This window comes from Serratia montpellierensis, assembly GCF_020858655.1.
Taxonomy (GTDB): domain Bacteria; phylum Pseudomonadota; class Gammaproteobacteria; order Enterobacterales; family Enterobacteriaceae; genus Serratia; species Serratia montpellierensis.
This window is the reverse complement of the sequence record NZ_VOSN01000013.1, coordinates 738,839-765,166: the sequence shown is the minus strand read 5'-3', so window position 1 is coordinate 765,166 and position 26,328 is coordinate 738,839. Positions and strand designations below refer to the sequence as shown.

At 58.9% G+C, this 26,328-nt stretch carries 25 protein-coding genes and 1 pseudogene; 12 read left to right on the top strand and 14 right to left on the bottom strand.

Annotated features, from left to right (window positions below):
* Positions 1 to 8 precede the first annotated feature (8 nt).
* Both paaB and paaA read right to left on the bottom strand, forming a co-directional pair.
* A complete protein-coding gene (gene paaB / locus FUU19_RS15460) occupies positions 9 to 296 on the bottom strand; it encodes a 1,2-phenylacetyl-CoA epoxidase subunit PaaB (RefSeq protein WP_141968030.1) in 288 nt (95 codons plus the stop codon).
* 21 nt (positions 297 to 317) lie between these two features.
* Entirely contained in the window at positions 318 to 1,256 is a 939-nt protein-coding gene (gene paaA / locus FUU19_RS15455) for a 1,2-phenylacetyl-CoA epoxidase subunit PaaA (protein WP_033647856.1), read from the bottom strand.
* A 317-nt stretch (positions 1,257 to 1,573) separates the two neighbouring features.
* Between paaA and paaZ the strand changes: the two genes are divergently transcribed.
* A complete protein-coding gene (paaZ, locus tag FUU19_RS15450; protein WP_230490800.1) occupies positions 1,574 to 3,640 on the top strand; it encodes a phenylacetic acid degradation bifunctional protein PaaZ in 2,067 nt (688 codons plus the stop codon).
* A gap of 43 nt (positions 3,641 to 3,683) precedes the next feature.
* On the opposite strand, the gene kdoO is transcribed toward paaZ, so the two are convergent.
* Both kdoO and FUU19_RS15440 read right to left on the bottom strand, forming a co-directional pair.
* Positions 3,684 to 4,577, bottom strand: a complete 894-nt coding sequence (kdoO, locus tag FUU19_RS15445; RefSeq protein ID WP_230507169.1) for a Kdo hydroxylase KdoO — start codon at positions 4,575 to 4,577, stop codon at positions 3,684 to 3,686.
* 491 nt (positions 4,578 to 5,068) lie between these two features.
* Entirely contained in the window at positions 5,069 to 6,622 is a 1,554-nt protein-coding gene (locus FUU19_RS15440; protein ID WP_230490802.1) for a sensor domain-containing diguanylate cyclase, read from the bottom strand.
* A 160-nt stretch (positions 6,623 to 6,782) separates the two neighbouring features.
* Here FUU19_RS15440 and FUU19_RS15435 point away from each other — a divergent pair, with 160 nt between their 5' ends.
* On the top strand, positions 6,783 to 6,977 hold the full coding sequence (locus tag FUU19_RS15435; RefSeq protein ID WP_060420604.1) for a hypothetical protein: 195 nt from the start codon (positions 6,783 to 6,785) through the stop codon (positions 6,975 to 6,977).
* Between the two features lie 15 nt (positions 6,978 to 6,992).
* On the opposite strand, the gene FUU19_RS15430 is transcribed toward FUU19_RS15435, so the two are convergent.
* Together FUU19_RS15430 and FUU19_RS15425 are read right to left on the bottom strand one after the other, a co-directional pair.
* The gene (locus tag FUU19_RS15430) at positions 6,993 to 7,412 is read right to left on the bottom strand and encodes a VOC family protein (protein WP_141968041.1); all 420 of its coding nucleotides are present in this window, start codon (positions 7,410 to 7,412) and stop codon (positions 6,993 to 6,995) included.
* Between the two features lie 177 nt (positions 7,413 to 7,589).
* Entirely contained in the window at positions 7,590 to 8,510 is a 921-nt protein-coding gene (locus FUU19_RS15425) for a Kdo(2)-lipid IV(A) acyltransferase (protein WP_230490803.1), read from the bottom strand.
* Between the two features lie 626 nt (positions 8,511 to 9,136).
* On the opposite strand from FUU19_RS15425, the gene FUU19_RS24770 reads away from it, so the two are divergent.
* The 3 genes from FUU19_RS24770 to FUU19_RS15410 all read left to right on the top strand — a co-directional run bounded on the left by FUU19_RS24770 (position 9,137) and on the right by FUU19_RS15410 (position 10,082).
* The gene (locus tag FUU19_RS24770; RefSeq protein WP_230490804.1) at positions 9,137 to 9,334 is read left to right on the top strand and encodes a glycine zipper domain-containing protein; all 198 of its coding nucleotides are present in this window, start codon (positions 9,137 to 9,139) and stop codon (positions 9,332 to 9,334) included.
* Between the two features lie 14 nt (positions 9,335 to 9,348).
* On the top strand, positions 9,349 to 9,597 hold the full coding sequence (locus FUU19_RS15415; protein WP_004935146.1) for a GlsB/YeaQ/YmgE family stress response membrane protein: 249 nt from the start codon (positions 9,349 to 9,351) through the stop codon (positions 9,595 to 9,597).
* Positions 9,598 to 9,692: 95 nt separating this feature from the next.
* Positions 9,693 to 10,082, top strand: coding sequence for a YidB family protein (locus FUU19_RS15410; protein ID WP_019453502.1), 390 nt, complete (start codon positions 9,693 to 9,695; stop codon positions 10,080 to 10,082).
* Positions 10,083 to 10,085: 3 nt separating this feature from the next.
* On the opposite strand, the gene FUU19_RS15405 is transcribed toward FUU19_RS15410, so the two are convergent.
* A complete protein-coding gene (locus FUU19_RS15405) occupies positions 10,086 to 11,018 on the bottom strand; it encodes a LysR family transcriptional regulator (RefSeq protein ID WP_230490805.1) in 933 nt (310 codons plus the stop codon).
* 110 nt (positions 11,019 to 11,128) lie between these two features.
* Here FUU19_RS15405 and FUU19_RS15400 point away from each other — a divergent pair.
* Positions 11,129 to 12,181 (top strand): annotated as a pseudogene (locus FUU19_RS15400) (SDR family oxidoreductase).
* Positions 12,182 to 12,225: 44 nt separating this feature from the next.
* Here the strand turns inward: FUU19_RS15400 and FUU19_RS15395 are convergent.
* The 3 genes from FUU19_RS15395 to FUU19_RS15385 all read right to left on the bottom strand — a co-directional run bounded on the left by FUU19_RS15395 (position 12,226) and on the right by FUU19_RS15385 (position 14,484).
* A complete protein-coding gene (locus FUU19_RS15395; protein ID WP_141968049.1) occupies positions 12,226 to 13,233 on the bottom strand; it encodes an NAD(P)H-quinone oxidoreductase in 1,008 nt (335 codons plus the stop codon).
* A 153-nt stretch (positions 13,234 to 13,386) separates the two neighbouring features.
* Positions 13,387 to 13,596, bottom strand: a complete 210-nt coding sequence (locus FUU19_RS15390; RefSeq protein ID WP_004935132.1) for a hypothetical protein — start codon at positions 13,594 to 13,596, stop codon at positions 13,387 to 13,389.
* A gap of 510 nt (positions 13,597 to 14,106) precedes the next feature.
* On the bottom strand, positions 14,107 to 14,484 hold the full coding sequence (locus tag FUU19_RS15385) for a hypothetical protein (protein WP_230490806.1): 378 nt from the start codon (positions 14,482 to 14,484) through the stop codon (positions 14,107 to 14,109).
* 376 nt (positions 14,485 to 14,860) lie between these two features.
* Here FUU19_RS15385 and cspE point away from each other — a divergent pair, with 376 nt between their 5' ends.
* On the top strand, positions 14,861 to 15,073 hold the full coding sequence (gene cspE, locus FUU19_RS15380) for a transcription antiterminator/RNA stability regulator CspE (RefSeq protein WP_004935122.1): 213 nt from the start codon (positions 14,861 to 14,863) through the stop codon (positions 15,071 to 15,073).
* A gap of 320 nt (positions 15,074 to 15,393) precedes the next feature.
* On the top strand, positions 15,394 to 15,594 hold the full coding sequence (gene dsrB, locus FUU19_RS15375; RefSeq protein WP_038877309.1) for a protein DsrB: 201 nt from the start codon (positions 15,394 to 15,396) through the stop codon (positions 15,592 to 15,594).
* A 218-nt stretch (positions 15,595 to 15,812) separates the two neighbouring features.
* Here the strand turns inward: dsrB and rcsA are convergent, their stop codons facing one another.
* Positions 15,813 to 16,442, bottom strand: a complete 630-nt coding sequence (gene rcsA / locus FUU19_RS15370) for a transcriptional regulator RcsA (protein ID WP_033635078.1) — start codon at positions 16,440 to 16,442, stop codon at positions 15,813 to 15,815.
* A 732-nt stretch (positions 16,443 to 17,174) separates the two neighbouring features.
* On the opposite strand from rcsA, the gene FUU19_RS15365 reads away from it, so the two are divergent.
* Positions 17,175 to 17,879: a GNAT family N-acetyltransferase gene (locus FUU19_RS15365; RefSeq protein ID WP_230490807.1), complete on the top strand. Its 705-nt coding sequence runs from the start codon at positions 17,175 to 17,177 to the stop codon at positions 17,877 to 17,879.
* Positions 17,880 to 17,890: 11 nt separating this feature from the next.
* Here the strand turns inward: FUU19_RS15365 and FUU19_RS15360 are convergent, their stop codons facing one another.
* The gene (locus FUU19_RS15360; protein WP_141968055.1) at positions 17,891 to 19,306 is read right to left on the bottom strand and encodes a pyridoxal phosphate-dependent decarboxylase family protein; all 1,416 of its coding nucleotides are present in this window, start codon (positions 19,304 to 19,306) and stop codon (positions 17,891 to 17,893) included.
* A gap of 102 nt (positions 19,307 to 19,408) precedes the next feature.
* Here FUU19_RS15360 and FUU19_RS15355 point away from each other — a divergent pair, with 102 nt between their 5' ends.
* Positions 19,409 to 20,284: a LysR substrate-binding domain-containing protein gene (locus tag FUU19_RS15355; protein WP_230490808.1), complete on the top strand. Its 876-nt coding sequence runs from the start codon at positions 19,409 to 19,411 to the stop codon at positions 20,282 to 20,284.
* Here the strand turns inward: FUU19_RS15355 and FUU19_RS15350 are convergent.
* Together FUU19_RS15350 and FUU19_RS15345 are read right to left on the bottom strand one after the other, a co-directional pair.
* On the bottom strand, positions 20,281 to 21,666 hold the full coding sequence (locus tag FUU19_RS15350) for a CoA transferase (RefSeq protein ID WP_230490809.1): 1,386 nt from the start codon (positions 21,664 to 21,666) through the stop codon (positions 20,281 to 20,283). The genes FUU19_RS15355 and FUU19_RS15350 overlap by 4 nt on opposite strands.
* 61 nt (positions 21,667 to 21,727) lie before the next feature.
* Positions 21,728 to 23,911 (bottom strand): glycoside hydrolase, encoded by a 2,184-nt coding sequence (locus FUU19_RS15345; protein WP_230490810.1) that lies wholly within the window; start codon positions 23,909 to 23,911, stop codon positions 21,728 to 21,730.
* Between the two features lie 501 nt (positions 23,912 to 24,412).
* Here FUU19_RS15345 and FUU19_RS15340 point away from each other — a divergent pair.
* Together FUU19_RS15340 and FUU19_RS15335 are read left to right on the top strand one after the other, a co-directional pair.
* Positions 24,413 to 25,111 carry an MgtC family protein gene (locus tag FUU19_RS15340; protein ID WP_025303346.1) on the top strand — a complete coding sequence of 233 codons (699 nt, stop codon included), beginning with the start codon at positions 24,413 to 24,415 and terminating at the stop codon, positions 25,109 to 25,111.
* Between the two features lie 242 nt (positions 25,112 to 25,353).
* The coding region (locus tag FUU19_RS15335) for a P-type ATPase actuator domain-containing protein (protein WP_255703162.1) at positions 25,354 to 26,328 on the top strand (975 nt) is incomplete at its 3' end.

Sequence of the window (26,328 nt, the reverse complement as noted above, 5' to 3'; positions counted from 1 at the left end):
GGTCGCCTCTACATGTTCTTGATGCCGTCGGGAATGGTGTAAAACGTCGGATGACGATAGATCTTGTCTTCGGACGGATCGAAGAACGCGCCGCGATCTTCCGGCTGCGAGGCGATCAGATGGCGCGATTGCACCACCCAGATCGAGCAGCCTTCGTTGCGGCGCGTGTAGGCGTCGCGGGCGTTTTCCAGCGCCATTTGGTCGTCGGCGGCGTGCAGGCTGCCGACGTGGCGATGCGCCAACCCTTGTTTGCTGCGGATAAACACTTCATACAGCGGCCATTCAGCGTGGCTCATGATCTCGTTTCCTTATGTTGGCTATGCGGCGGAGGCGGCGTTTTTCGCGGCGTGGGCCATGGCGCCGTCGCGTACCCAGGCGCCGTCCTCCCAGGCGCGGCGTTTGGCCTGCAGGCGTTCGTGGTTGCATTGACCGCGCCCTTTGATCACCTCATGCAGTTCGCTCCAGTCGATCTCGCCGAAGCGATAATGGCCGGCGGCCTCGTCCCAGGTAAGGCTCGGGTCCGGCGCCGTCATGCCCAGCGCCTCAAGCTGCGGCACGGTGTTGTCGACGAATTTCTGCCGCAGCTCATCGTTGCTGTGGCGTTTGATTTTCCATGCCATGCTCTGGGCGCTGTGGGGGGAGTCGGCGTCGCTCGGGCCGAACATCATCAGCACCGGCCACCAGAAGCGATCGATAGCGTCCTGCAACATGGCGCGTTGCGTGTCGCTGCCGTTGGCCATCGCCATCACCGCCTCGTAGCCCTGGCGTTGGTGGAAGCTTTCCTCTTTGCAGATTTTTACCATCGCCCGCGCATAGGGGCCGTAGGAGGCGCGGCACAGCGCCACCTGGTTGACGATGGCGGCGCCGTCGACCAGCCAGCCGATCACGCCGATATCCGCCCAGTTGAGCGTGGGGTAATTGAAGATGGAGGAGTACTTCATCTTGCCGTCGAGCATCTTTTGGTAGATGTCCTGGCGCGAACAGCCGAGGGTCTCGGCGGCGCTGTAGAGGTACAGACCGTGGCCGGCTTCGTCCTGCACCTTGGCCAGCAACACCGCCTTGCGCCGCAGCGTGGGGGCGCGCGTCAGCCAGTTGGCTTCCGGCAGCATGCCGATGACTTCCGAGTGGGCGTGTTGGCCGATCTGCCGAATCAGGTTCTGACGGTAGGCGTCCGGCATCCAGTCTTTGGCCTCAATGGCGATGTCTGCCGCGATCTTGTCGTCGAAATGCTGCTGATATTGTGCGTCAGTTGTCATGCTTGCCTCTTGGTGATTCGTATTTTTCACATTAAACACAAAAATGTGAATCACTTTAACTAACCATAAGGCTACAAACTGATAACAAAAAGATCAAACGAGATTCATGTGGTTTTGCGAGCTCACTCACAAGGAGTTTAATTATTTAGTTGATTTTATTTAACAAATAAAAGCACTCATTCCGTATTAATGGCAGGGGAATCGGCTTGAAAGCGTCTTTTGTTCTCTTTTTGTTAAAATTTGATTTGGCGCTGACTGGCATTTATATGATACGTAATTAAGCTGTATGGTGAAAATTTATGAATTTTGGAGGGCACATGCAGCAGTTACACAGTTATCTTTCTGGCGCCTGGGTATATGGGCAGGGAGAGGGCCGCGAGATCCGCCACGCCGTGACCGGTGAAGCGTTGTACCAGGTCTGCTCCGACGGTTTGGCGTTAGCGGAGAGCCTGAACTATGCCCGCAGCCGCGGCGGCCCTGCGCTGGCGCACATGACATTCCAGCAGCGCGCCCAGATGCTGAAAGCGGTGGCCAAACACCTGCTGGCGCATAAAGAGGCGCTGTATCAGATTTCCTATCAAACCGGGGCGACGCGCAGCGACGGCTGGGTTGATATTGAGGGTGGCATCGCCACGCTGTTCGCCTATGCCGGCATGGCCGGCCGCGATCTGCCTGATGATACCCTGTGGCCGGAGGATGAGCTGATCCCGCTGTCGAAACAGGCGCAGTTTGCCGCCCGCCACGTACTGACCTCACGTCCGGGCGTGGCGCTGCACATCAACGCCTTCAACTTCCCGTGCTGGGGCATGCTGGAAAAACTGGCGCCGACCTGGCTGGCGGGCATGCCGGCCATCATCAAGCCGGCCACCGCCACCGCGCAGCTGACGCAGGCGATGGTCAGGCTGATCGTCGACAGTGGGCTGGTGCCGGAAGGGGCGCTGCAGTTGGTTTGCGGTGGCGTCGGCGACATGTTTGCGCACCTGGATTATCAGGATGCGGTGACTTTCACCGGTTCGGCTCAGACCGGGCAGCGGCTGCGTGCGCATCCGCGCCTGCTGGAAAAATCGATCGCGTTCACCATGGAGGCGGATTCGCTCAACTGCTGCGTGTTGGCGGAGGACGTGACGCCGGAGATGCCGGAGTTTGCGCTGTTCATCAAAGAAGTGTGCCGTGAAATGACCGCCAAGGCGGGGCAGAAATGTACCGCGATCCGCCGCATCATCGTGCCGGCGGCGCAGGTGGCGGCGGTGCGTCAGGCCTTGTTGCAGCGCCTGGCGGGGGTGACGGTGGGCGATCCGCAGCTGGAACCGGTGCGCATGGGGGCGTTGGTCAGCCACGAGCAGCGTGATGATGTGCAAAGCAAGGTAGATTTCCTGCTGCGCAACGGCTGCGAGCCGCTCTGTGGCGCGGCGCTGGATAAGCTGGACGTGCTGGGCGACGGCGCGCGCGGCGGGGCGTTTTATCCGCCGACCCTGCTGTATTGCGCCGATCCGTTCACCCATCAGGCGGTGCACGGCACCGAGGCCTTTGGCCCGGTGGCGACGCTGATGCCGTATGCGGATACCGAGCAGGCGATCGCATTGGCGTTGCTGGGGCAGGGCAGCCTGGCGGGATCGCTGGTCACTGCCGATCCGGCATTGGCCAAGCGCTTCATTCGCGCGGCGGCCTGCGCCCACGGCCGCATGCTGATTTTGGATGAGCAGGCGGCGGCGGAGTCCACCGGCCACGGTTCGCCGTTGCCAATGCTGGTGCACGGCGGCCCGGGGCGCGCCGGCGGTGGCGAAGAGTTGGGCGGATTGCGCGCGGTGAAGCACTATATGCAGCGCACGGCGATCCAGGGCAGCCCGGCGATGCTGGCGGCCATCGGCGGCGAATGGGTGCGCGGCGCACCGGTCGCCGAGCATCCGGTACATCCGTTCCGTAAATACTTCGAGCAGCTGCAGCTGGGCGACAGCCTGCTGACCGCGCGCCGCACCGTGACCGAAGCGGATATCGTCAACTTCGCCTGCCTGAGCGGCGACCATTTTTACGCGCACATGGACAAGATCGGCGCCGCCGATTCGCTGTTCGGCGAGCGAGTGGCGCACGGTTACTTTGTGGTGTCCGCCGCGGCCGGGCTGTTTGTCGACGCTGCCGTCGGGCCGGTGATCGCCAACTACGGCATGGAGAATCTGCGCTTTATCGAACCGGTGAAGATCGGCGACACCATTCAGGTGCGGTTAACCTGCAAGAAGAAGATCCGCAAGCCGCAGAAAACCGCCGAAGATCGGCCGCACGGTGTGGTGGTGTGGGATGTCCAGGTGTTGAATCAGGAGCAGCAGCCGGTAGCGCTGTACAGCATTCTGACGCTGGTGGCGCGCCAACAGGGGGACTTCGAGGCGTGATATGCGTTTACCGCCGCCGGTAACGCCGGCGGCGGCAAACTCTTTAGATCAGTGGCTGGCCACGCAGCTGCTCCAGCACTTTCAGCGGTGAACGCTGCGGATCTTGCATCTTGTCCACCGGCAGCAGGAAGGTCTGTTCCAGCATAAACTGGCCGCCCATCGCGGCGTGCGGCGTTTGGTCCGAGAAGCAAATCCAGCTGCTGCCCGGCGGGAACGCCAGCGCCAGCTGTGGCCCCTGTTGCTGATAATCGCCGTCGGCTTTCATGGCGTCATGCAACTGCAGCATCAGGTGGTCATAATGGCTGCGGCGGGTTTTGGTGATGCGCACCTGGTGCTGCAGCCAACTGCTGAAGGCGGAGTAGCGAGCGAGGCGCGGCATAAAGCGTTCCGCCAGCTCAGGGAACGGTTCACCGACGCGCCATTGGCGGTGCTCACCGTGCGGATTGATGTTGGTGAAAATGCGCAGAATGCGCTCGCCGTAGTTCGGGCGCGACGGGAAGGCGTCGACGTGCAGTCGGCTATCGTCTTTGCGCCAGGAGCTGTTTGCACGCCAGGCTGAAACCGGATGCAAACGCAGGCTGCCGGTTGGGTGGTGCAGCGCTTCCTGGTACTCGGGCAACAGCCCGGCGATCAGCTGGCGGCACGACTGGTAATAGCGCTCCAGCAGTTGCTGAACCTGCTGCCGGCGTTCCGCGACGGCGACGCCGGTCAGCTTGCCGGACAGCGGCTGATAGCTGATGTTTTTGCGCTTCGGATCGACCAACGCCGGATCCAGCAGCGGCAATTCCTGCTCAGACAGGGTGAACGCCAGCTCGGGCAGAAACAGCACCTTGCCCTGTTCCAATTCGCTGACCGCGCTGGATGCTTCTTGCGCCGCCCATTGTCGCAACGGCAGCGTCAGGACGGCCTGTTCACGCATAATATCGCCAGTAGGCATGAGATCTCCTCGCAAATCTATATCGCTTTATTCCCGTCTTTCAGGTTGCCGCGTGGTTGGCTGCACTGGCTTGCGCAGTGGCTGGCTGGAGCGGCGCCAGAAATTTTTGCGCCGGTCGCCCAATTGCAACGTGAAATTTGCGGGTTCTATTATGGATGTATCAGCAGGGCGCAGTGCGCCGAAGCGTGCGATGGCTTCCTGATATATAGAATAGTCCTGATAAGGGTATCACCGGCAACGCCAATGAAAAGTAAACGGGGGCTAAACGAAGCGGGGTGTGGGCACGAATAATCAAAAATGGCACGAATTGTCTGCTGAATGACGTATTTTTTATCTTATTGAATTGTAATAGAAATAAATATGCTGCTTATTTATTGGCGTTATTTCATTCAAAGAGCAGGGCAAACCGGGGAAATAATGTTTCGGAGGGGAATTATTTCATTTTGTCGGGAATAAATCGGGCCGCCAAATTTTGGTGACCCGATTATTGATTAAGCGCTGTAAATGCAGTTTTTGCCTTTTTTCTTGGCTTGATACAGCGCGCTGTCCGCCTCATTGATAAAGCTGATCGGCGTATCGTTATACATATGCGGCACTTTGGCGCAGATGCCGATGCTGATGGTGACGATGCCGTGCGGGTTGCCCTGATGCGGGATCTTCAGATCGCGTACCGCCTGGATGACGCGTTCGGCGAAAATCAGCGCGCCCTGCACGTCGGTATCCGGCAGGATAATCCCCATCTCTTCGCCGCCGTAGCGCGCCAGGATATCGTTGCTGCGGCACGCCAGCCCTTTCAGCGTCTGGCCGATCTGCTGCAGGCACTGGTCGCCGGCAACGTGACCATAACTGTCGTTGTACTGCTTGAAGTAGTCGATATCGAGCATCAGCAGCGCCACGCTGCGGTAGTTGCGAGAGGCACGCGCCAGCTCGTTCTTCAGCGCGATATCAAACTGGCGGCGGTTGGCCAGCCCGGTCAGGCCGTCCAGCAGCGCCAGCTCTTCAAGCATCTGGTTGATGCTGGTCAGCTGATCGCGGGTGCGCATCAGCTCGGCTTCGGTTTGCATGCTGTGCTTGATTTGCCGCAGCAGCACCATGCCCATCGCCAGCAGGATCATCAGCAGCGAGAGGCCGCCGGCGGCGAACAGGCCGGCGTCGGTGCGCCAGTCTGCCAGCGCGTCGCGCTTCGACAGCCCGGCGGCGATCACCAATGGAAAGCGGTTGACCCGCGAATAGCCGTAGATACGCTCCACTTTGTCGTACAGCGAGGTGATGGTGGCGTTGCCGAATTCCGAATGCGGCAATATTTCGCTGAACAGCACGCCCTTGGCGATGTTTTTCCCGATCGAGGCCGCTGAGTAAGGGCGGCGGTAGAGGATGGTGCCGTCTGCCAGCAGCAGGTTCAACGAGGCGTCGGTATTGAGGGCGAAGCTGTCGTAAAACTGGCGGAAATAATCGACGTACAGCGTCGCCAGCACCACGCCGCCAAAGCTGCCGTCCGGGTTGTTGAAGCGCCGCGACACGGGGATGATCAGATCGCCGGTCGTGCGGCTGCGGATCACCTTGCCGATGTACAGACCGCCGCCATCGCGGTTTTGATGGTATTTGAAGTAATCGCGATCGGCGTTGTTGGCGTTCTTGATGAACTTGCCCGAGGAGGTCGCCAGCCAGCGGCCGCGCGCATCGTAGATGAACAGCCCATGCAGCTGCGGCAGATAGCCGACCTGCGTTTGCATTACCCGCTGCAGCCGCGTCAGCTGCGATGGACCCAGCCCGTCGGTCTGGAGACGTTCGGTCAGATCGAGCAGATTGCCGTCCACCTGCATGAAGGTATCGTCGGCGTGCTGCGCCAGCGAGCGGGCGAGGTTGGCGGATTCATGCTCGGCGCTGCGCAGATCGCGCTGGTGCGCGCTCCAGATTTGCCAGCTGTTAAAGAGGATCAGCGTGGCGGCAACGATGATGACAAACACGCCGGCCTGAAATAATAATGGGGAGCTTTTAACGCTGCGCGGCGGCACGGCATCCTGTATGGGTTGCTGCTGAGTCATGTCACCCTTGTTGTTTGATTACTATTCAATTTGAGTTAAGAGCAATCCTATATTTTATGCATAAATGCGCCAGACCTCTAGCCCTTAACGAGGCGATACGAAGAAAGGCGGGCGCAATCTGCCTCTGCGGCGGGGCGGACAAGACGGAGTGGGAGAGTCAATGTCGGATTACATCATTATCGCTTTACTGACGCTGGCGGTGTATTACCCCCTTACGCTGGGGGCGCTGGCGGTGATGATGTTCTTTGCCTGGCGTCGGCGCCGGTCGCCCTATTGGCGGTTGGGGTTGGTGCTGCTGACGCTGCTGTTCGTGTTGTTCGCCAAGGCGGCGTATGACTGGCACCGCTATAGCTAGCGGTGCCATGGCGAGTTATTCGACGTTGATCATCCAGTTGACGCCGAATTTGTCGGTCAGCATGCCGAAACCTTTGGCCCAAAAGGTGGCTTGGTAAGGCATCGTCACCAGGCCGCCCTGCGCCAGATTATCGAACAGCTTGCGCCCCTGTTCCGCATCGCTGGGGTTAAGCGACAGTGAAAAACCTTTGTGAGAAGCGCCGCCGCTTTCATCCTGCGGACAGCCGTCGGAGGCCATCAGCACGCCGTCGCCAATCAGCAGACGTGCATGCATGATCGCCTCCGGGTTAACGTCCTGCGGGCCGCCTTGGCGGGCTTCTTCGGGCATATCTTTGAAGCGCATAACCATTTCAATTTTGGCATTCAACTGCTGCACGTAGAAGTTAATCGCTTGCTCACAGTTACCGCTGAAAAACAGATAGGGTTGTACCAGCATGACATTGACCTCGGTTGTGGCCCGACAGGCAACGACCGGCCCTCGGGCAGGAAGAAATGGTTGCTGGCGGCAATGATTGCCGTCGGTGACTTATTAGTGTAGTTCCCTTGGCGCGGAATGCTTGTGCGAGGCGAGCGTGCCTTCGCCACCGGAATGACGGGCGAAGGCGCGAGGGTGTTAATACAGCGAAGGTTCGCCGGGGGGACGGGTTTTAAACCGGCGGTGCAGCCACATGTACTGATCGGGCGCCAGCAGCACCTGTTCTTCCACCACGCGATTCATCATGGCCGCCGCGCGCGTTTCATCATCCAACGGGAAGTCCGTCAACGGCGGCTGTACGATCAGCTCATAACCCTGCGCATGCGGCAAGCGGCGCGGCACGAAGGGCACGATCGACGGCCGCCCCATGCGCGCCAGGATAAAGGTACCGGTGGTCGTGGCGGCGTTTTCGACGGCGAAGAACGGCGCGAACACGCTGCTTTGCGGGCCGTAATCGTGATCCGGCGCGTACCACAGGATTTCGCCCTGTTTCAGGTTGCGGACCATGCCCTTGATATCTTTACGATCGATCATGAATTTATTCGAGCGCAGCCGACCGCGGGTCTGTACCCATTCCATCAGCTTGTTGTTGTGCGGGCGGTGCACGCCGATGCCGGGGTTTTGCATGCCGAAAATGCGTGCGCCCAGTTCCAGCGTCAGGAAATGCAGACCGATCAGCAGAACGCCTTTGCCGTCCTGGCGTGCCAGCCGCATGTTTTCCATGCCGCTCACCTTGAACCAGCGGGCGATGCGCCAGTCGGGCCAGAACCAGGCCATGCCGACTTCGAACAGGCCCATGCCGACGGACTCAAAATTTTTGACGATCAGCGCCTCGCGCTCGGCGGCGGGCATGGTGGGGAAGCAGAGTTCTATATTGCGGCGCGCTATTTTTACCCGGCGTTTCATCAGGCGCATGGCTATTCTGCCGAGGCCGTGTCCAAGCCGATATATGAGCGGGTAGGGCAGTAACACCAAGAGATGGAGTATTCCCAACCCTATCCACAGCAACCAATAACGAGGGCGCAAGAATTCACGCTCAAAGCGTTGGTTTGAAAGCATTTTCCTGTTATTCCTTTTCTTTCCCGATGGGACCTTAACCCAAATTGTTATACGACGAATGATAGAACATTTTGTGCTAAATAGGGTTTTCCATTAATGCTTTTTTTACGCTTTATTTAATAACGGGCGGAATACGGGGCGAGTTAGGATTTTTACCGAGGAAAATGAGGATATTTACCGCTATTTCAACCGGCTGGCGAAATTGAAAAATAAAGACACAATTAAGCGCATCGCAAAAGTGACAACCGCTATGTAACCTTAGAGAAACAGTAACGCGGCGGAACCATCCCAAACGGCGGCCAGCGCGTACAGCAGTGCGAGAATCATGACGAACGGTGCATTGAACATGGGCGTTTTCTCCCGGAGGTTTGTTTAAAGTTTAGTCTGCCGATATGACGATAGGATGAAATCAGATCGTTTTTTGTACGGTAAAATTCAGACGGACGGAAATGGGTAAACCGCTGATTTTTTACTATAGTCATAGTGTGAAGTTGTGCGTTTGTCGGCGTACGCCTCTGCATTGAACGGCCGCGGGCAGGTTGCCCAGAGCAAGATCGCGGAGCGGACGGCGCCTGGCGCGAAACATGTGACGAGATTCTCAGAGGGTTGGTCTGTAAGGATTTGACATGTCATATGAAAATGACGAACTAAACGGTGTTGAGCAACCGAGCGACTACGTGAAAACCCCCGCCTGCGAAGTGCGCAGCGGTGTAAAAGCGGCGCTCGAGCAATCATGTGCCTGCCTTAAGGATAACCCTTGGGCGGGGATAGGCGCCGGCGCCGTCGTGGGCCTGGTAATAGGATTTCTGTTAGGCAAAAGGTAATAGGGAGAGTAAAGATGGGCATCATTTCCTGGATCATTTTTGGTTTAATCGCCGGTATCCTGGCCAAGTGGATTATGCCGGGCAAAGACGGCGGCGGCTTTATTGTGACCGTTATATTGGGGATCGTGGGCGCCGTGGTCGGCGGCTATATCAGCACCTTCTTCGGTATGGGCCGCGTTGACGGTTTTAACCTGGGCAGCTTTGTGGTGGCGGTAATCGGTGCCCTGGTGGTGCTTTTTGTCTACAGGAAGATCAAAGGCTAAGCAGCCGTTGCTCAACAGGGTCGCCGCGGCGGCCCTTTTTCGTGAAATCAATCCGGCTGTGCGGCGCGGGCCGTACCGGCTGAAAGGGGAATATCATGGGTCTGTTTGATAGCGTACTGGGTAACATTCTGGGCGGCGGCGCCAACGGTAAAGGCATCGATTACATCGCCATTATGCAGTGGGTTGAGCAACAAGGTGGCCTGCAGGCCATTTTGGACAAGTTCCGTCAGGGGCAGTTCGGCGACATCGTCGGCTCCTGGCTCGGCAATGGTGAAAACCAACCGATTACCGGCGATCACGTACAGCAGGCTCTGGGTAGCGATGCGATCAATCAACTGGCTGAAAAGCTGGGTGTCGATCCGGCTCAGGCCTCCAGCACCATTGCGCAGTTCTTGCCAACGGTCGCGGATGCCGCTTCGCCAAATGGCGAAGTGCAGCAAGACAGCAACGAACTGGGCGACATGGTCGGCAAACTGTTCAAATAATGTTTATGCCCCCGGCGTTTGGCCGGGGGCATTCACTCCGCTAATTCCCTCGATCGCCGTCAACGCCTGTTGCAGATGCGCCACCCAGGCGCGCACTTTCTCCGGAATAAATCGTAATGCAGGATAGACCGCGTGCAGCGCCATGGGCGGGTAGCGGTATTCCGGCAACACGTGAACCAATGCCCCCGTTGCCAACTGTTCACCGATCAACGGCCGCTGAGCACCGCCGATACCGAGCCCCGCCTCGATGGCCATCAGCAGCGATAGCGTATTGTTGGCGCGGAACGTGGGCCGCAGCGCCACTACCTCGGGGCCGTGCGGACCGATCAGGGTGAGCGTATCGCCGTCGTTCAATCCGCTGTAGCGAATGTGCGCATGTTTTGCCAGCTCCGCCGGCGAGCGTGGAACGCCATGCTTTGCCAGATACGCCGGTGACGCCACCAGCAGGCGTTGCAGCTCACCCAGCCGTTTCGCCACCATGCCGGGCGCGTGCAGTTCGCCGAAGCGCAGCGCCACGTCGATGCCTTCGCCGATCACGTCGGCGCGGCGATCGTCCAGCAGCAGCTCGAGGGTGAGATCCGGATGGCGCTGCTGGAACGCGATGGCCAGCGGCGTGACGTGCCGTTGGCCGAATCCGGTCGGTGCATGAAGGCGCAGGTTGCCCTGCAGCCGGTGGCGCTGGCCGTGCAGCGCCTCTTCCGCTTCGTCGACCGCCGCCAAAATCGGTTTGAGGCGCTGATAATAACCGCTGCCGGCCTCGGTCAGGGTGACCGCCCGGGTGCTGCGAAACAGCAGCTGCGCCCCCAGTTCCTGCTCCAGCCCGGCGATTTGCTGACTGACCGCCGGCTGCGTCAAGCGCAAATCGCGAGCGGCGGCCGACAGGCTGCCCAGCTCCGCCACCCGCATAAAGGTTTTCATTGCGTTCAGCTTATCCATGTCGATATTGCCTATAGGTTTTTCTTATTAGTGTTAGTGGAAAATCTCATCTACCGCAAGCAATGCTAATCAATAACACTCAGGGCATCGACAACCCGAGGAGTGACAAGATGAACGCAAAGCGACAGGCATTAGTGATCGGCGCCAATGGCGTAATAGGGCGCCGATTAATTGAGGAACTGACCGGCCAGGGCTGGCCCGTGGTGGGCGTCTCGCGCCGGGGTGGGGAACCGGCACCTGGTGTGCGCCACCTGCAGGTGGATCTGCTGGATGCGGCGGCAACGCGCGACGCGCTGCGGCCGCTGAGCGTGATTAGCCACGTTTTCTATGCCGCCTATCAGGATGCGCCGGATTGGGCGGGCCTGGTGGCGCCCAATCTGCAGATGTTGCAACACGTCGTCGAGGGACTGGAGCCGATCGCGCCGGCGCTGGAACATATCAGCCTGATGCAGGGTTACAAGGTGTACGGCGCCCATTTGGGGCCGTTTAAAACGCCGGCGCGCGAAAGCGACGCCGGGCATATGCCGCCGGAGTTTAACGTGGCGCAACAGCAGTATCTGGTGCAGCGTCAGGCCGGCAAACGTTGGCACTGGAGCGCCATTCGCCCGAGCGTGGTGGGGGGCTTCTCCCTCGGCAATCCGATGAACCTGGCGTTAAGCATCGCGGTTTACGCGTCGATCAGTAAAGCGCTTGGGCTGCCGTTACGTTTCCCCGGTAAACCGGGCGCTTACCACCGCCTGCTGGAAATGACCGATGCCGGGCTGTTGGCGCGTGCCACGCTCTGGGCGGCGACCGAACCGGCGGCGGCCAATCAGGCGTTTAATATCAACAATGGCGATCTGTTTCGCTGGAGCGAGATGTGGCCGAAAATCGCCGCTTACTTCGGGTTGGAATGCGCGCCGCCGCTGCCGATGCCGTTGGAGAGCATGATGGCGGATAAAGCGCCGCTGTGGCGGGAGCTGGCGTAGCGGCACTCATTGGCCGAATCGGACTATCGTGCGGTGGCGGGCTGGCGTTTCGCCGACTTCGTCTTTTCCTGGGACTACGACATGTTCGCGGACGGCAGCAAGGCGCGGCGTTTCGGTTTCCATCAGTTTGTCGAAACCGAAGCCATGTTTTTCTCGCTGTTCGATGAGTTTCGCCGCCGCGGCATCATTCCCTGAGCGCGGCATCGGTTTCCCCGCAGCACAGGCCGCGGGGAATGGCTTCAGAACGTCAGCATGATCTTGCCGATGTGCTCGCTGGACTCCATCAGCGCATGCGCGGCGGCGGCCTGCTCGAGCGGGAAAGTTTTAAAAATTTGCGGCTTCAGCACGCCGCGCTCCAGCAGCGGCCAAACCTTCTCGTGCAGCTCGGCGGCAATCTGCGCTTTGTCCGCCACGCTGCGCGAGCGCAGCGTTGAACCGGTATGGGTCAGGCGCTTTAACAGCAGCGGCATCAGATTGAGCTCTTTTACCACGCCGTTTTGCGTGCCGATTTGTACGATACGGCCTTCCATCGCTGCGGCCTGATAGTTCTTGGCCACATAGTCGCCGGCGATCAGATCGACGATCACGTCGGCACCTTTGCCGTCGGTGACGTCTTTGGTGCGTGCGACGAAATCTTCGCTGCGGTAGTTAATCGCCACGTCGGCGCCCAGCGCCAGGCTGGCCTGGCGCTTCTCTTCGGAGCCAACGGTGGTGATCACCTGCGCGCAGAAGGCTTTTGCCAACATGGTAGCGACCGTGCCGATGCCGGAGGTGCCACCGTGGATCAACACGGTTTCGCCGGCTTTGAGGTGGCCACGCTGGAACACGTTGACCCAGACGGTAAAGAAGGTTTCCGGTAGTGCGGCGGCCTCGGTCAGGCTCAGGCCCGCCGGCACCGGCAGCGCATTGCTTTCATGCACGCTGCAGTATTCGGCATAGCCGCCGCCGGCGATGAGGGCACAAACCCGATCGCCGAGCGCGAAGTGGGTCACGCCTTCACCGATGGCCACCACTTCGCCGGCGATTTCCAGGCCGGGGATATCCGAAGCGCCGGGCGGTGGCGCATAGTTCCCCTGGCGCTGCAGCACGTCGGGGCGGTTAACGCCGGCGGCGGCGATTTTCACCAGGAGTTCGCCCGCTTGCGGAACGGGCACCGGGCGTTCGGTGACGACCAGAACCTCGGGGGCGCCCGGTTGGCTGATCTCAATCGCTTTCATCGTGCCGGGCTGCGCTGCATTTGTTGACATGGTCACTCTCCTCATCGTGGCGGACGTGGTTATCAGGCGGAACGCCCGCAATAAAGTCTGCTGTTAGCTTAGCGAAATCGAAGGAGGTGCGCGTGGTCGAATAGAGCGGTTTTACGAGGAGGGGAGGACGCCGCCGCGATGGGCGGCTGGATATCAATCGTTAGGGGGGATGCGGAACCCTTTCAACGAGACGATAAAGTGTTCTTTCCCTTTGGAGATCTTGGCGCCTTTATCGCACCACAGGCTGGCAAGCTGGAAGAAGTCATCGCTGCCGATATCGTAGGCCAGTTCGATTTTCTTGGCTGTGCCGGCGCGGATGAGTTTTTCTGCTTCCTGATGGTTTGCAGCTTTAATTATGGTCATGGGCGAAATCCTTGGTGTTAAGCCAGAGCGGATAATCGCGAATCATCATATGGCCATATTGTGACAATTTTGTGATGAAAACATGACGGTCCACGAAGGCGCGGCGTGCGGCGTGCCGCGCCTTCGCGGTGAAAATACGTTATCGACTACCGATCGTGCGGGCGAACGAATGTACTTTTCTTCTGAGATTTGAAATGCTTATAGAGCGAATAGCCCGCAATGCCGGCCAAGACAGCCAAGAGGGCAAGGGATCCTGTGGCCATGAACATCACCTCCGAATAAGAATGGCAAGGAGGCGCATTTGTGACATTCATCACTTTACGGGGCAATGGGAGCAATCTGTAATCGGGAAACGGGCATGAGGGAGGAGCAAAAAAAAAGCGCCTATAGGGAGGCGCATAAAGATTTGCAACACAGCTTGTTGTGTTCAACACCAGGAGGAGTGGTGAACTGGCGCTATTCTATGCAGCGGCGAGGGCGGCTGATATAGGTATTACTCCGAAAGCGCCGCTACCACTCATAGCCCAACTGGATGTTGTAATCGGGATCCTGGTTGGTGGAGTAAGGATCGGATTGGCGACGGCGATCGGTTTTCTTCACCGGGCCTTCATACGCGGGATAAGGTTTGGCGCGCGGTTTGCTGCAGCCCGGATGATCGCATTCGATATCGACGCGAAAGCCGTTCTTGTCGCGTGCTTCTGCCCAGGTAATCGGTGGTTTCGCCGCCTTAGGGGCTGGCCCTGACGGTGCTGTCGGCTTGGGGACGGGAGCCACGCTGGGTTCGGGAGCTTGATAATTCAGCTCCAGTGCACTCTGCGGAGCGCTGTAAGCGGCAAAGGCCAGCAGGGCGGCGGCACTGGCAGTTGGTAAGGTAAGCCATCTCGGCATGGTGAATCTCCCTGAATGATTTCTGTAGGCAACTATAAAACAGCAGAACGAGAATTACTATCATTTACCTTGGCTGTTACGGGGGCGCCAGGCGGTGATTCCATCGACAGACAGGGTCAAATCCTGTGCGTTTAGCCGAGATTCACGTCCCATCACGGCGAAAAAGGTTGCTATTGCCGCTCGCTCATGAGTTAATGATGTCGGCCTGTGGTACAGACCTATTTATGCACGACATTTTGAGTAAAGTAGTTCAAATTTAAAGCGTTATCCCGGATAGCCCTTCTCTGACGAATTTCCTTTCCAGTGCCTCCATAAGTAACTGATGACCGGCTATCTCGCCCATGGCGGCTAACATTATTATTGAAGGAAATTAGACATGTCCAACATGATCAAAGGTCAAGTGAAGTGGTTCAACGAAGCTAAAGGTTTTGGTTTCATCACCCCAGCAGACGGCAGCAAAGACGTATTCGTACACTTCTCTGCTATCCAGGATCAAGGCTTCAAGACCCTGGCTGAAGGCCAGAACGTACAGTTCTCTATCGAGAACGGTGCGAAAGGTCCATCTGCGGCTAACGTTACCGCTATCTAATTGGCGTCTACCGCCGATTGAAAAAAACCCGCCGCGGCGGGTTTTTTTATGCCTGAAATTCGGTGGTGCGCAAAAAAAAGCCCGCAAGTCAGCGGGCAAAAGTTCCTTGTTACTTCTTCATTTGCGAGCGCTTCTCTGGGGGGGAAACGCCTGAAGACAGGCTACGCGAGGCCGGCTTAAGATTCTGCGGCCAAACCGTTAAGAAAGTGAAAATTCGGGCGGCTGTTACGCTGAGAGCGAGGCCGGATTGGCGCGGGGCGGTGTCTTTCCCCCTGGGTTTTGTCATACACTGATGCCAATCGCAAATGATGGGGAACGGTATGCAGGTTAACGATCGAGTGACGGTAAAAACAGATGGCGGCCCGCGGCGCGAGGGCGTCATTCTGGCCGTAGAGGTGTTCAACGAAGGGACTATGTATCTGGTTTCTCTTGAAGACTATCCGGCGGGCGTATGGTTTTTTAATGAAATCGACAGCCGTGACGGGACGTTTGTGGAGCCATGTCGCGAGCATGGGCAGTAACGTCGGTTAATCTCATTAATTTGCTAATGAAATTGTCCATTTTGAGATTATTTCATTACGGTAAGATTTTTTTTATCGACGGCAAAAAAATACCCGCTGCGCTAGCGGGGGATAGCGCAGCAGGTATTCTTTTGGTGGTTCCAGTATCCGATATCCAGGTGACTTTATCACCGGATATTTAACGGCCGACAAAACAGAGTGGGGGCATTCTCTGCGGCTCAACGGCTATTGACAAATATTCCACTGGTCAGCGTATCGGTCAAACGAACAACGTGGTAAATGATCTGCTTGTTGTGCGTCTTTATTTTCCGCTTGATGTTTCCCTTGTGGGAGGAGACCGTTTTGGCCTTTATTTGCATCTGGTCTGATATCTGGATGGTGCCTTGACCGGACATCCACATGCGTAACATGTTCGATTCGGTCTGGCTCAGCGTTACCGGCGTTTGGTCCAGAGAGGATTTCTCCGCCCGTAGGGACGTTCTCTCGAGATAGTGACTAAGTAGCTGATTCATAGTCTCTGGTTTGATGGATTTTGACGATATGATGACGTTCTTGCGAACATATAAATAATCGTCGAAATGTACATTGGTAATAGCCATGAAGATGAAGAATAACGTATCCGGGTGCAGTGAAATCACCCGTTTTATTCGCTCAGTGGCGTTTGCTTCGTGGATGAAGCAGTCCTCGTTAATAAACACCAGGCTCGGATTCAACTTGCTGCATTTTTCATGCAGGCTGTCAATATCCTCGATGGCATTAATATGGCGTTTTTTCACGCCATGCGAAGTCAGATAGTCGGTTAATCCCAATCTGGTATAGCTACATGAATCCATGATGATCGTTGGCATATCGCACCCCCACTTAAATCCGTTTTACTGCGGTAATATGAGAAAAAGCCTAAAAAGCCGAAAGGCAAAAATGGAGCAATAATTCAGTGTAGCGAGTGTTCTATCAATAAACACGACGGCACTCAATGATATTTTCATACTAAACTTATTAATCACATGAATCTATAAGTTTGGCTTAAGTCAGAGAGATTTGCTGCTCGCTCGGCGTCGACGCGAGCTACCTGATTTGCGCTTGGCACCCGTGCTTGCTGGCATTGCTTGCCGAGATTCTGTTCATCATGTCACGAAACAAAATTTTAGTTTGCTAGGAAAAGTCTTAAAAAAAATTCATGTGTTGGTTTTTTGAAGTTTTCCAGTGCGATTCTTGAGCGCTCAAAAAGTGTTCTCTTGATTATTTTGTCTTTTTAATCATAAAAATCATTATGTTGAATCTTTTATCCCCTCGACTGCTAATGATAATCACTTCTTTTTTTATCATAACAACCAACAAAAGTTAACGTCATGGCTGAAATGTGTAGCTTAATTGTTGCTATAAATCACCGTTTTACAATGGGTTATCTGGATATTTATTTCGCTTGAAATAATTTTGGTGAATATTTACCGGTGATTGAGTTGTTTTTCTAAACTATCATCCTGTTGCTCGCGCCAGCGGGGTGGGGGGCAGGTCGGAGTTGTCTCCGGCCCGCGTTGGTTTTAATTTGCCTTTCCACCTTTCAAAAACAGGATGTCGCGGTGAGACAGAATCAGTATGGGCAGCCGATAGGCGACGCCCTCCCTCATTGGCAGCCGGCAGGCATGCCCGGACACACGTTACTGCCAGGACGGTTTTGCCGCCTCGAACCGCTGGACCTCGAGCGCTGGGGTGACGAACTCTATCGGGCTTATCAAACCGCCGAGGACGATCGCGACTGGACCTATCTGTTTTGGCAGCGGCCGCAGACGCGCGAGGATTTCCAGCATTACCTTCAGGCACAGGTGTCCGGCGCCGACAGAAACACGATGGTGGTGATCGATCAGGCGAACGGGCGCGCGGTGGGAACCTGCGCTTTTTTACGCATCGATCCCGCCAACGGCGCGGCCGAACTGGGGACCATCAATTGGTCTCCGCTGATGAAGCGCAGCGCGCTGGGCAGTGAGGCGATTTTCCTGATGCTGCGGCATCTGTTTGACGATCTTGGCTACCGGCGCTGTGAATGGAAGTGCGATAGCCTCAATTTGCCTTCGCGCCAAGCCGCCGAGCGTTTGGGCTTCCGTTACGAAGGCACGTTCCGCCAGGCGGTCGTCGTCAAAGGACGCACGCGCGACACCGATTGGCTGTCGATCATCGACGCGGAATGGCCGGCGCGACACGCCGCCTTTGCCGCCTGGCTATCGCCGGGCAACATCGGCAATGACGGTCGGCAAGAGCGGCGTTTGCAGGCTTTCCAACTCGGGTAGCGCCGCGCGCGTTAGGCCGTCTCTGGCAGGCAGTGGCGCAGCGAGTCCAGCGCCAGCCGGATGTCCTGTTCCTCCGTCATCCAGTTGACCAGCGCGGCGCGGATCCCCGGTTGATGGTTATAGGTCGTCGGGGTGCAACGCACCACGCCGTGCCGGTTAAGGCGCTCGAGAAAGCGATCGCGCGCCGCCTCGCTGTCGCCCTGCGGATAGCTGAGCGCGAAGCACACCACGTTCAAATTCACCGGCGCCAGCAGATGGAAGCCGTCGTCGGCCGCTAACGCCGCCCCCAGCGTCTGCGCCAATCGGACGTTGCGCTCGACGATATCCCGTATGCCGCTACGGCCATAGGCTTTCAGCGTCAGCCAGAGCGGCAGGGCGCGAAAGCGTCGCGAATTTTCCGGCGTCAGATGCAGATAGTTGTCTGGCCGCGGCGTCGGTGCTTCCAGGTAGGCAGAATGGTTCTGAAATACCTGCATCTGCAGATCCAGGTGGCGGGTAAATTGGATCGCGCTGTCATAAGGCACGTTCAGCCATTTGTGCGCATCGACGGTGATGGAGTCGGCATGCTGCCAGCCCTCAAGCCTTGGGGCGTACAGCGGCGAACTGGCCGCCACGCCGCCGAATGCGGCATCGACATGCAGCCAAAACGGATAACGTTCCCGCAGCGCCAGCAGACGCGGCAGATCGTCGAAAGCGACGGTGTTGACCGTGCCGGCGCTGGCCAGCACCAACGTGGGGCGGCCTTCGCCGGCGGCGAGCTGTCGCTCCAGCGCCACCATATCCATGGCTTCAGACTCCGGCAGGCTGGCGACGGTCGTCAGCGCGTCGCGGCCGATGCCGAGCATGCTGAGCGCCTTTACGCTGCTGGCGTGCGGATTGGCGGCCAGCACCCGGATGGGCCCCAGCGCCGCCAGGCCCCGTTGGGCAATATCCACGCCATGCTGTTGGCCTAGCCACTGCCGGCCAATGGCCAGCCCGGCGAAATTGGCCATGGTAGCGCCGCTGACCAGGCTACCGCTGAACGCTTCCGGCAGGCCCAGCAGGGATTTCAACTGCGTCACGGCCGCCAACTCGATCGCCGCGGCGATCGTATCATGGCTGAGCTGGCTATTTTGGTCTGTCACGCTAACCAGCCAGTCCGCCGCGACCGCCGCCGGGGTGCCACCGCCGGTGACGAAGCCGAAATAACGCGGGCCGGCGCTGGCGGAAATGCCCGCCTGATAACGTTGCCAAAAGTCATCCAGCGCCGCCAGAGCGCCTTCACCGTTTTCTGCCAGCCGATCGTCACCGGGTTGCAGCTGCTGTTGCGCGAGCGGTGGGCAGACCGAGCGCTGCTGCAGCCCGGCCAGAAAATCTTCCGCCAACTGGCGGGTGTGGTCGAGGATCTGCGGAAACTGGGTAAGATCCTGTTGTAAGCGTGGGTGCATGGCGGCTCCGAAAGCATTAGGGATAGATGACATAAACATAGAACAGTTGCCTGCGGGCCAAAATCGATGAAAAATAACCTTTTTGGATAATTTGGCTAACCAGTGATGAGCGAACGCCTTCCCCTGCATGTCTTGCCGACCTTTGTTATCGCTGCCCGGTTGGAAAATTTGCGCGCCACGGCGCAGCAGGTGCATTTGACGCACGGCGCGGTGAGCCAGCAAATTCAGCTGCTGGAGCAGGCGGTCGGCTACCCGCTGTTTGAACGGCGTGGGCGCGGTGTGCGTCTGAATGCGGCCGGGAAAGAGATGCTGGCGGCGGTAGAACCGGCGCTGCAGGCGCTGCAGCAGGGCGTTGCCCGCGCCCAGCGCGCCGCGGCGAACCAGACGCTGCGCATCAGCGTGCTGCCGTCTTTTGCCCACTACTGGCTGTTGCCGCGTCTGCCGGCTTTTCATGAAGCCTGCGCCGATCTTGCGTTGGATATCGATGCCTCGCTGACATTGCAGGATCTGTCGCAGCGCGGGTTCGATGCGGCGATCCGCATTGGTAACGGCCAGTGGACGGGGCTGCAGGCGCAGCGCATCGCGTCGGGCGACGTGCTGCCGGTCGCCTCGCCGGACATGGCGCGTCAGTGGGGAACGGCATTCGAGAACGGCGGCGACGTTCCCTTGCTGGAGCACGACGTCAGCCCCTGGCGCGACTGGTTCAATGCGCAAGGGCGCCCACTGTGCGGACGGCAACAGGCGTTGTTCAACGATGCCGGATTGTTGATTCGCGCGGCCGAGCAGGGGTTTGGCATCGCGCTGGCGAAAAAGCTGCTGGTGCAGGATGCGATTGACGCCGGTAGGCTGGTGGCGCTGGCTGCGCCCTGTCGCCTGAGCGATGACGACGTTTATCTGGTGTGGCCGCAGACCGCCGGGTTGACGCCGGCGGTGTTACGTTTGCTGCAGTGGCTGCAGCAACAGTTGGCGGCTATTTAACGGCGCAGCCACACCGGCTGCGAGGTGCCGAGGGGAGTCGCCGGCAGCGCCCATTGCAGCGCCGTGCCCTGCAGGCTTAGCGGGGCGCGCAGACGTTGTGCGGTGCCCCAGTCAGTCAGTTCCGTTTCCGGGTTTTCGTCGGCGGGGCCGGCCGGTGCCAGCGGTTCCGGCCGATAATCTGCCGAACAGGGGTGCGCCAGCAGCAGTTGCGCCGTGCGCGCCAGCGACAGCCGCGCGTGGTAGCCGGTGCCGCGGCTCAGGCGCTGTGCCATACCGGTCAGTACCGCCGCTGCCATCAAATAGCCGGTGGCGTGGTCCAGAGCCTGTACCGGCAGCGGCACCGGCAAACTGGCGCTGCGCCAAACCATGCCTGCTTCCGCCAACCCGCAGCTCATCTGAACCAGGCTGTCGAAACCGCGTCGGGTGCGCCACGGCCCGCTCCAGCCGTAGGCATTCAGGCAGACGTCGATCAGGCCCGGCGCCAGCGCGCGTCTTTCCTCCGCGCCATAGCCCAACTTCTCCAGCGCACCGGCACGGTAGCCGTGCACGATCACGTCGGTGTTTCTCAGCAGATGTTCAAACGTATGGCGATCGTGCGCATTAGTCAGGTTGAGGCGTGCGCTGCGCTTGCCCAGCATCACCTCGTGCTCGACGCCGGGTTCATCCCAACCGTAAGGATCGATGCGCAGCACGTCGGCACCCAAACCGGCGAGAAAACGGGTGGCGATCGGTCCGGCGAGAATGCGCGTCAGATCCAGCACCCGCACGCCGTGCAGTGGCCGGGCTATGGGCAGCGCCCAGCCCGGCGGCGGTGCTTCCGGCTGCAACGAGGTGTGGATCAAGGGTTCGAGCGCCACGCTCTTGCCCTGAATATGTTGCCGCCACGCGGCCGCCGAGCGCATTTGGGCCGCGCAGCCGCCGGCCTCGATCACTGCCTGCTCCAGCTCGCTTTTTTTCCAGCTCAGCACGCGTGCCGCCAGCGTGCCTTTATCCGATGCCGGGCCCAGCACCTGTTCCACCGCCCGCCGATGGTGCGGCGCATTGGTATGCAGGCGTATCCAGCCGTCTGCCGTCTCGTAGTCGCCGGCCAGGGCGTCCCAGGCGGCAGGCAGCGTCCAACCGAGCGGACGCAGCGTCCAGCCGAACCAGAGCGAGGCCAGGCGTTGATCGATCCAGACCTGCGGCGCCTCTGCAGCCTCGCGGCCAAGCAATTCGGCGCAGGCCAAACCGGCGGCGCTCCAGGCGGCGGTCGCCAATTCGGTGACGGGAAAAGCCGAAGGCAATGCGCCGATGCCGCTAACGGTTAACCGGTCGGTAGGGGCGGGGCGCTGCCCCAGGCTTTGCCAAATCTCGTCGAGCAGAGTGTGGATCAGAGGCGTCATCGGCCACTCCTTGCGGGTCGTCGGAAATATAGCCTAGCGTAGCCCACCGTCGGCGACCTTGCTAAGGCGCAACGTCTAACGTGCGGCCGTCGGCCAGTTTGGCGCGCAGGCTGTGGGCCGCGATGCCGGCGAATGGCTGCGCGCTGAAGTTGGCGGTCAGCGTCGACCCGTCGCTGAACGTCGTCTGCTGCACCCAGCCGTCCCGATCGAGCCAGCGGAAGTCGATCAATGCTTTATCCCACAGGGCCTGATGCAGCGGCCGGAAGGCGGCGTCGGCGCGTTTGACCGCCGGTAGACGGGCCGCCAGAGTGGCGCGGCTCAGGTGGAACATCGGCGCGGTATTGTACAGCTGGCTGAGCAGACTGCGGGTGGTCTGAACGTCGCTGAACTTCAGATTGTCGTAATTCCAGTGGTGGCTGCTGACGATCGCATCGTGGAAAACGGCCTGGTACAGCGGCAGGCGATAACGCGGATCGAATTCGACGGTGCGGTAGGGCTGTTTCACCTTGGCGGGGTGGAAGAAAAACGCCGGTTGGGCGTTGGGCCACCAGGCGCCGAGATAATAGGGCGAGGATTTATCCTGATTCATCTGTTTATCGCCCCAGCCGAATCCCCAGGTTTCCATGCCGTGGGCGAACATCAGGCTGCGGGCGGTCACCGCATTGCCGTCCTCCGAGCCGAGCGGCAGCTTAAGGGTGGCGCTGAACCAGGCCAGCCTGGCGTTGCGCGCCTCGGCCATCTGCGCCGCGCCGGTCGGGTGGTCGGGTTGATAGTCGTCGGAGACCATGCCGGTACCGTCCACGTCGAGGAACAGGCTGTTCAATCCGGCCAGTTGCATCAGCTCGCGCATGCGCTGTTGAGAATAGGGCAGAACGCAGCCCGGATTGAGGTAGTAACCCTGTTTGCCGAAGCCGGGTTTCTTGCTGCCGTCGGCGCGCACAATGGCGCAACTTTCCCGCAGCGCCGTCGGCAGTTGCGCGGTGAGCCAGCTGTCGTTCACACCGCGTGGAATGGCGGTATCGTAGGAGTCGTAGCTGGCGATCAGATAGCCTGCCGCTTTGGCGGCGGTTACCGCCTGTGGGTGCAGGAAGGCAGCGGTCCAGTTATCGGTGCCCAACCACAGGCGCGGCAAACCGGCCTGGCGCAGCGCATCGATCAGCGGTTTGGCCAGCCCTTGCCCCCAACGGTCCACTGGGGTTAACCAACGCCCCAGCTCTCGCTGTGCCCGCTCCCGCACCGCAGCGGCCTGGCGCTGCTGTGCCTGCAGAAAATCGGCGTCATCCGGCGTGGCGCCCAGCGGAATTTGCGCCGTCAACGCCTGGTTGATGCCGTCGATCAGGGGCTGTTGCTGCCAGCCCTCCGGTGTTTTGCCCGCCAGCTGCAGCAGGAGCTTTCTGCTCTCGGCATCCATCTGCTGCCGCAGCCCGGCGGCGGCCGGAGAGGCAAGGTAGTGCAGCAACCCCGGCCAATCTTTGACGTCTTCCGCCGCCAGCAGTTTGTCGCCCCACAGGTAGACATGGGTGGCACCGATCAGCTTTTCGCCTTCGGGCGCCTGCTTTATCTTCTCGCGCAGGCTGCTGAACTGGCCGCTTTGTTGCAAATAGTCGCGGTAGCGGCGGGCGCCGGACAGCGGGGTGTCGCCGACGTGCAGCAGCACCTCGAATGCCTGCTGTTGGTTGAAGCGGTTGAACTGATGCCCGGCGCGCATCTCCAGCTTTTCCTGCGCGGCGGCGAAGGTGACCCGGTTGCTGAACGGCGTCAATATCAGCCAGCTGTAGACCTTGCCCTGGTATTGCTGGCTCCACAGCGGCAGCTTCAGATCCCAGTTGGTATCCAGCGGCGTCATTTCTGCCGTCAGGTAATGGCGCCAGACCGCGTTGTCGAGCGGAATGCGGCTGCCTTCGCCGATCGGCAGCAACAGCGTTTCCGCCTGCGGCGGCAGGCGATACCAGTTTAGGGTTTGCGGTCGGTCGCTGCTGAAGCTCAGACGCAGATCGCCGTCTTCCAGCCGGGCGTTAACCTTGATCGCACTCTGCGGCCAGCGCCAGCTGGCGCGTTGTGGCGATGCAGTAAGATCCGCCACCTGTTGCGCGGGCTGCGCCAGATTGACCGGTACAGCGCCGGCGGCAACGCGCAGCGTGGCGGGATCGAGTTCAAACTGCACGTCGCCTTGCTGCAGCAGCAGGGCATCGGCGGGAAAGCTGACGAGCAGCGCGAGCGCGAGCGGGGAAAGCCGGTGTTTCATCGGGGGCGTCCTTGAAAGATGAAGGAGGGCAGTTTATCGATAAGCGCACTGGCGCCCAACATTGTCGCTGCCTATTTGTGACATCGAAATATGATCGCGGTATTCCAGTTTATTTTTCGTTTAATAATTTAGCCTTTACTTCATTACCCGACGTCACTATACTCAGCCAAAATTTCGGTGGAGAAACCCAATTGGACAGTTGTAGTTGTAATAAAACAAATAAGGCAAGCTGACCAATTCTCTTCTGATTTGTTGCTTGCCGTAATCGGCGGGCAGCACCCCTCTCAAGTTATTCCTGAGCTGTGCATACCCGAATAAAAAGCGTTTCCTGATGCCTGAGGGTTTCAGGTGAATTGAGTTGGACGTTATTATGGTATTCTGCAGCCACAGCCTTTTCCCTCCAGGCACAGCACGCTGATTCGCTGATTTATTTTCGGCGCGATTTTGCGTGTGCTAAACAGCACATGATTTTATCTCCTGCGGTTAATTAAGGGGACAGTCATGGCTATGACTCCTTTCGTTTTAAATTTATTGCTGGCAATGTGCCTGGGCGCGGTGATTGGCGCCGAGCGCCAGTGGCGCCAGCGTATGGCCGGCCTGCGCACCAATGCGCTGGTGGCGACCGGCGCGGCGGTCTTTATTCTCAGCTCCATGTCCACCGATCCGGCCAGCGCCGGCCGCGTGGCCGCGCAGATCGTCTCGGGTATCGGCTTCCTCGGCGCCGGCGTTATCATGCGTGAAGGGCTTAATATTCGCGGTCTCAACACCGCCGCCACGCTGTGGTGTTCGGCGGGGATCGGCGTCCTGTGCGGCCTGGGCCAACATTGGGATGCGGTGGTCGCCACGCTGGTGATCCTGTGCGCCAATATCTTGCTGCGCGAGGCCGCCCAGCGCATTAATCTGCAGCCGCACCAGCAGGCAACCGATCTGGAACTGTGCTATCGCATTCAGGTGACCTGCGGTGAACAGGATGAAATTCTGGTGCGCACCCTGATTCTGCAGGCGCTGAACGGCGTGGCCTTGCGGCTGCAATCCTTGCGCAGCGCCGATATCTCCAGCCCGGGGCAATTGGAAGTGTGCGCGGAAATTACCGCCACGCCGGCCGCGCAAAAAGAAATTGAGGGTATTGTCTGCCGCGTCAGCCTGGAAAAAAGCGTGAGTGCCGTTCGCTGGCGCGTCGCGTCCGAATTACCGGTCTGATTAATTATATAAATATTTATTAACTTGATTATATGCTCAGGTTATTCGGGTTCGCCTGAATAACGCGGAGCATTAAGGAGGCGTTATGGACGATGACCCCGGAAGGGAAATGATTTCTGCGTGGCTGACAGGGTAATCACGCTATTCAGTCACGCTAATTAAAAAATTCCACTCTGCGCAGAGTCACCTGTTTATCGGGCGGGATATCCCTGTGCGCAGAACGAAAATAAGAGAATAGCGTTATGACCCAGATTAATGAAAGAACGCGTCGCCGTGATAAAGACGCGGTGACCTACGCCATTGCGCAAGAGGCGACCAACAGCATCGCCCAAACGCTGGCGAACCTTAAGTGCAACCGCAACGGGTTGACCCAGGACGACGCCGATGAACGGCTGGAACAGTTCGGCGCCAACCAGGTTGCCCACGACAAGGCGCCGCATGCCTTGATTCAGCTGATCAAGGCTTTCAACAACCCGTTTATCTTCGTGCTGATGGTGCTGGCTGCGATCAGTTTCTTTACCGATTATTGGCTGCCGCGCCAGAGCGGTGAAGAAACTGAACTCACCGGCGTTATTATCATTCTTACCATGGTCACGCTGAGCGGGCTGCTGCGTTTTTGGCAAGAATACCGCACCAACAAAGCGGCGGAAGCGCTGAAGTCGATGGTGCGCACCACCGCCACGGTGCTGCGCCGCAGCAGCTACAGCGCGCATCCGCTGACGCTGGAAGTGCCGATCCGCGAACTGGTGCCGGGGGATATCATTCAGCTCTCCGCCGGCGACATGGTGCCGGCCGACGTGCGTCTCATCGCCTCGCGCGATCTGTTCATCAGCCAGGCGATTTTGACCGGCGAAGCGATCCCTATCGAGAAATACGATGCCATGGGCAACGTGGCGCAGAAGTCGAGCGACGGGGAGGTATCCAGCGAGAACGCGCTGCTTGAGCTGTCCAACATTTGCCTGATGGGCACCAACGTCGCCAGCGGCACCGCCACGGCGGTGGTGGTGGCGACCGGCGGCCGCACTTACTTCGGCTCGTTGGCCAAGTCGATCGTCGGTTCGCGGGCGCAAACCGCGTTCGATCGCGGGGTGAACAGCGTCAGTTGGCTGCTGATTCGCTTCATGCTGGTGATGGTGCCGGTGGTGTTGCTGGTCAACGGTTTCACCAAAGGCGACTGGAGCGAGGCGGCGCTGTTCGCACTGGCGGTGGCGGTTGGC

What these genes read in the sequence shown, in the direction of transcription:
- paaB (WP_141968030.1), bottom strand. Translation starts at nt 296, where the DNA reads ATGAGCCACGCTGAATGGCCGCTGTATGAAGTGTTTATCCGCAGCAAA.
- paaA (WP_033647856.1), bottom strand. Translation starts at nt 1,256, where the DNA reads ATGACAACTGACGCACAATATCAGCAGCATTTCGACGACAAGATCGCG.
- paaZ (WP_230490800.1), top strand. Translation starts at nt 1,574, where the DNA reads ATGCAGCAGTTACACAGTTATCTTTCTGGCGCCTGGGTATATGGGCAG.
- kdoO (WP_230507169.1), bottom strand. Translation starts at nt 4,577, where the DNA reads ATGCCTACTGGCGATATTATGCGTGAACAGGCCGTCCTGACGCTGCCG.
- FUU19_RS15440 (WP_230490802.1), bottom strand. Translation starts at nt 6,622, where the DNA reads ATGACTCAGCAGCAACCCATACAGGATGCCGTGCCGCCGCGCAGCGTT.
- FUU19_RS15435 (WP_060420604.1), top strand. Translation starts at nt 6,783, where the DNA reads ATGTCGGATTACATCATTATCGCTTTACTGACGCTGGCGGTGTATTAC.
- FUU19_RS15430 (WP_141968041.1), bottom strand. Translation starts at nt 7,412, where the DNA reads ATGCTGGTACAACCCTATCTGTTTTTCAGCGGTAACTGTGAGCAAGCG.
- FUU19_RS15425 (WP_230490803.1), bottom strand. Translation starts at nt 8,510, where the DNA reads ATGCTTTCAAACCAACGCTTTGAGCGTGAATTCTTGCGCCCTCGTTAT.
- FUU19_RS24770 (WP_230490804.1), top strand. Translation starts at nt 9,137, where the DNA reads ATGTCATATGAAAATGACGAACTAAACGGTGTTGAGCAACCGAGCGAC.
- FUU19_RS15415 (WP_004935146.1), top strand. Translation starts at nt 9,349, where the DNA reads ATGGGCATCATTTCCTGGATCATTTTTGGTTTAATCGCCGGTATCCTG.
- FUU19_RS15410 (WP_019453502.1), top strand. Translation starts at nt 9,693, where the DNA reads ATGGGTCTGTTTGATAGCGTACTGGGTAACATTCTGGGCGGCGGCGCC.
- FUU19_RS15405 (WP_230490805.1), bottom strand. Translation starts at nt 11,018, where the DNA reads ATGGATAAGCTGAACGCAATGAAAACCTTTATGCGGGTGGCGGAGCTG.
- FUU19_RS15395 (WP_141968049.1), bottom strand. Translation starts at nt 13,233, where the DNA reads ATGTCAACAAATGCAGCGCAGCCCGGCACGATGAAAGCGATTGAGATC.
- FUU19_RS15390 (WP_004935132.1), bottom strand. Translation starts at nt 13,596, where the DNA reads ATGACCATAATTAAAGCTGCAAACCATCAGGAAGCAGAAAAACTCATC.
- FUU19_RS15385 (WP_230490806.1), bottom strand. Translation starts at nt 14,484, where the DNA reads ATGCCGAGATGGCTTACCTTACCAACTGCCAGTGCCGCCGCCCTGCTG.
- cspE (WP_004935122.1), top strand. Translation starts at nt 14,861, where the DNA reads ATGTCCAACATGATCAAAGGTCAAGTGAAGTGGTTCAACGAAGCTAAA.
- dsrB (WP_038877309.1), top strand. Translation starts at nt 15,394, where the DNA reads ATGCAGGTTAACGATCGAGTGACGGTAAAAACAGATGGCGGCCCGCGG.
- rcsA (WP_033635078.1), bottom strand. Translation starts at nt 16,442, where the DNA reads ATGCCAACGATCATCATGGATTCATGTAGCTATACCAGATTGGGATTA.
- FUU19_RS15360 (WP_141968055.1), bottom strand. Translation starts at nt 19,306, where the DNA reads ATGCACCCACGCTTACAACAGGATCTTACCCAGTTTCCGCAGATCCTC.
- FUU19_RS15350 (WP_230490809.1), bottom strand. Translation starts at nt 21,666, where the DNA reads ATGACGCCTCTGATCCACACTCTGCTCGACGAGATTTGGCAAAGCCTG.
- FUU19_RS15345 (WP_230490810.1), bottom strand. Translation starts at nt 23,911, where the DNA reads ATGAAACACCGGCTTTCCCCGCTCGCGCTCGCGCTGCTCGTCAGCTTT.
- FUU19_RS15340 (WP_025303346.1), top strand. Translation starts at nt 24,413, where the DNA reads ATGGCTATGACTCCTTTCGTTTTAAATTTATTGCTGGCAATGTGCCTG.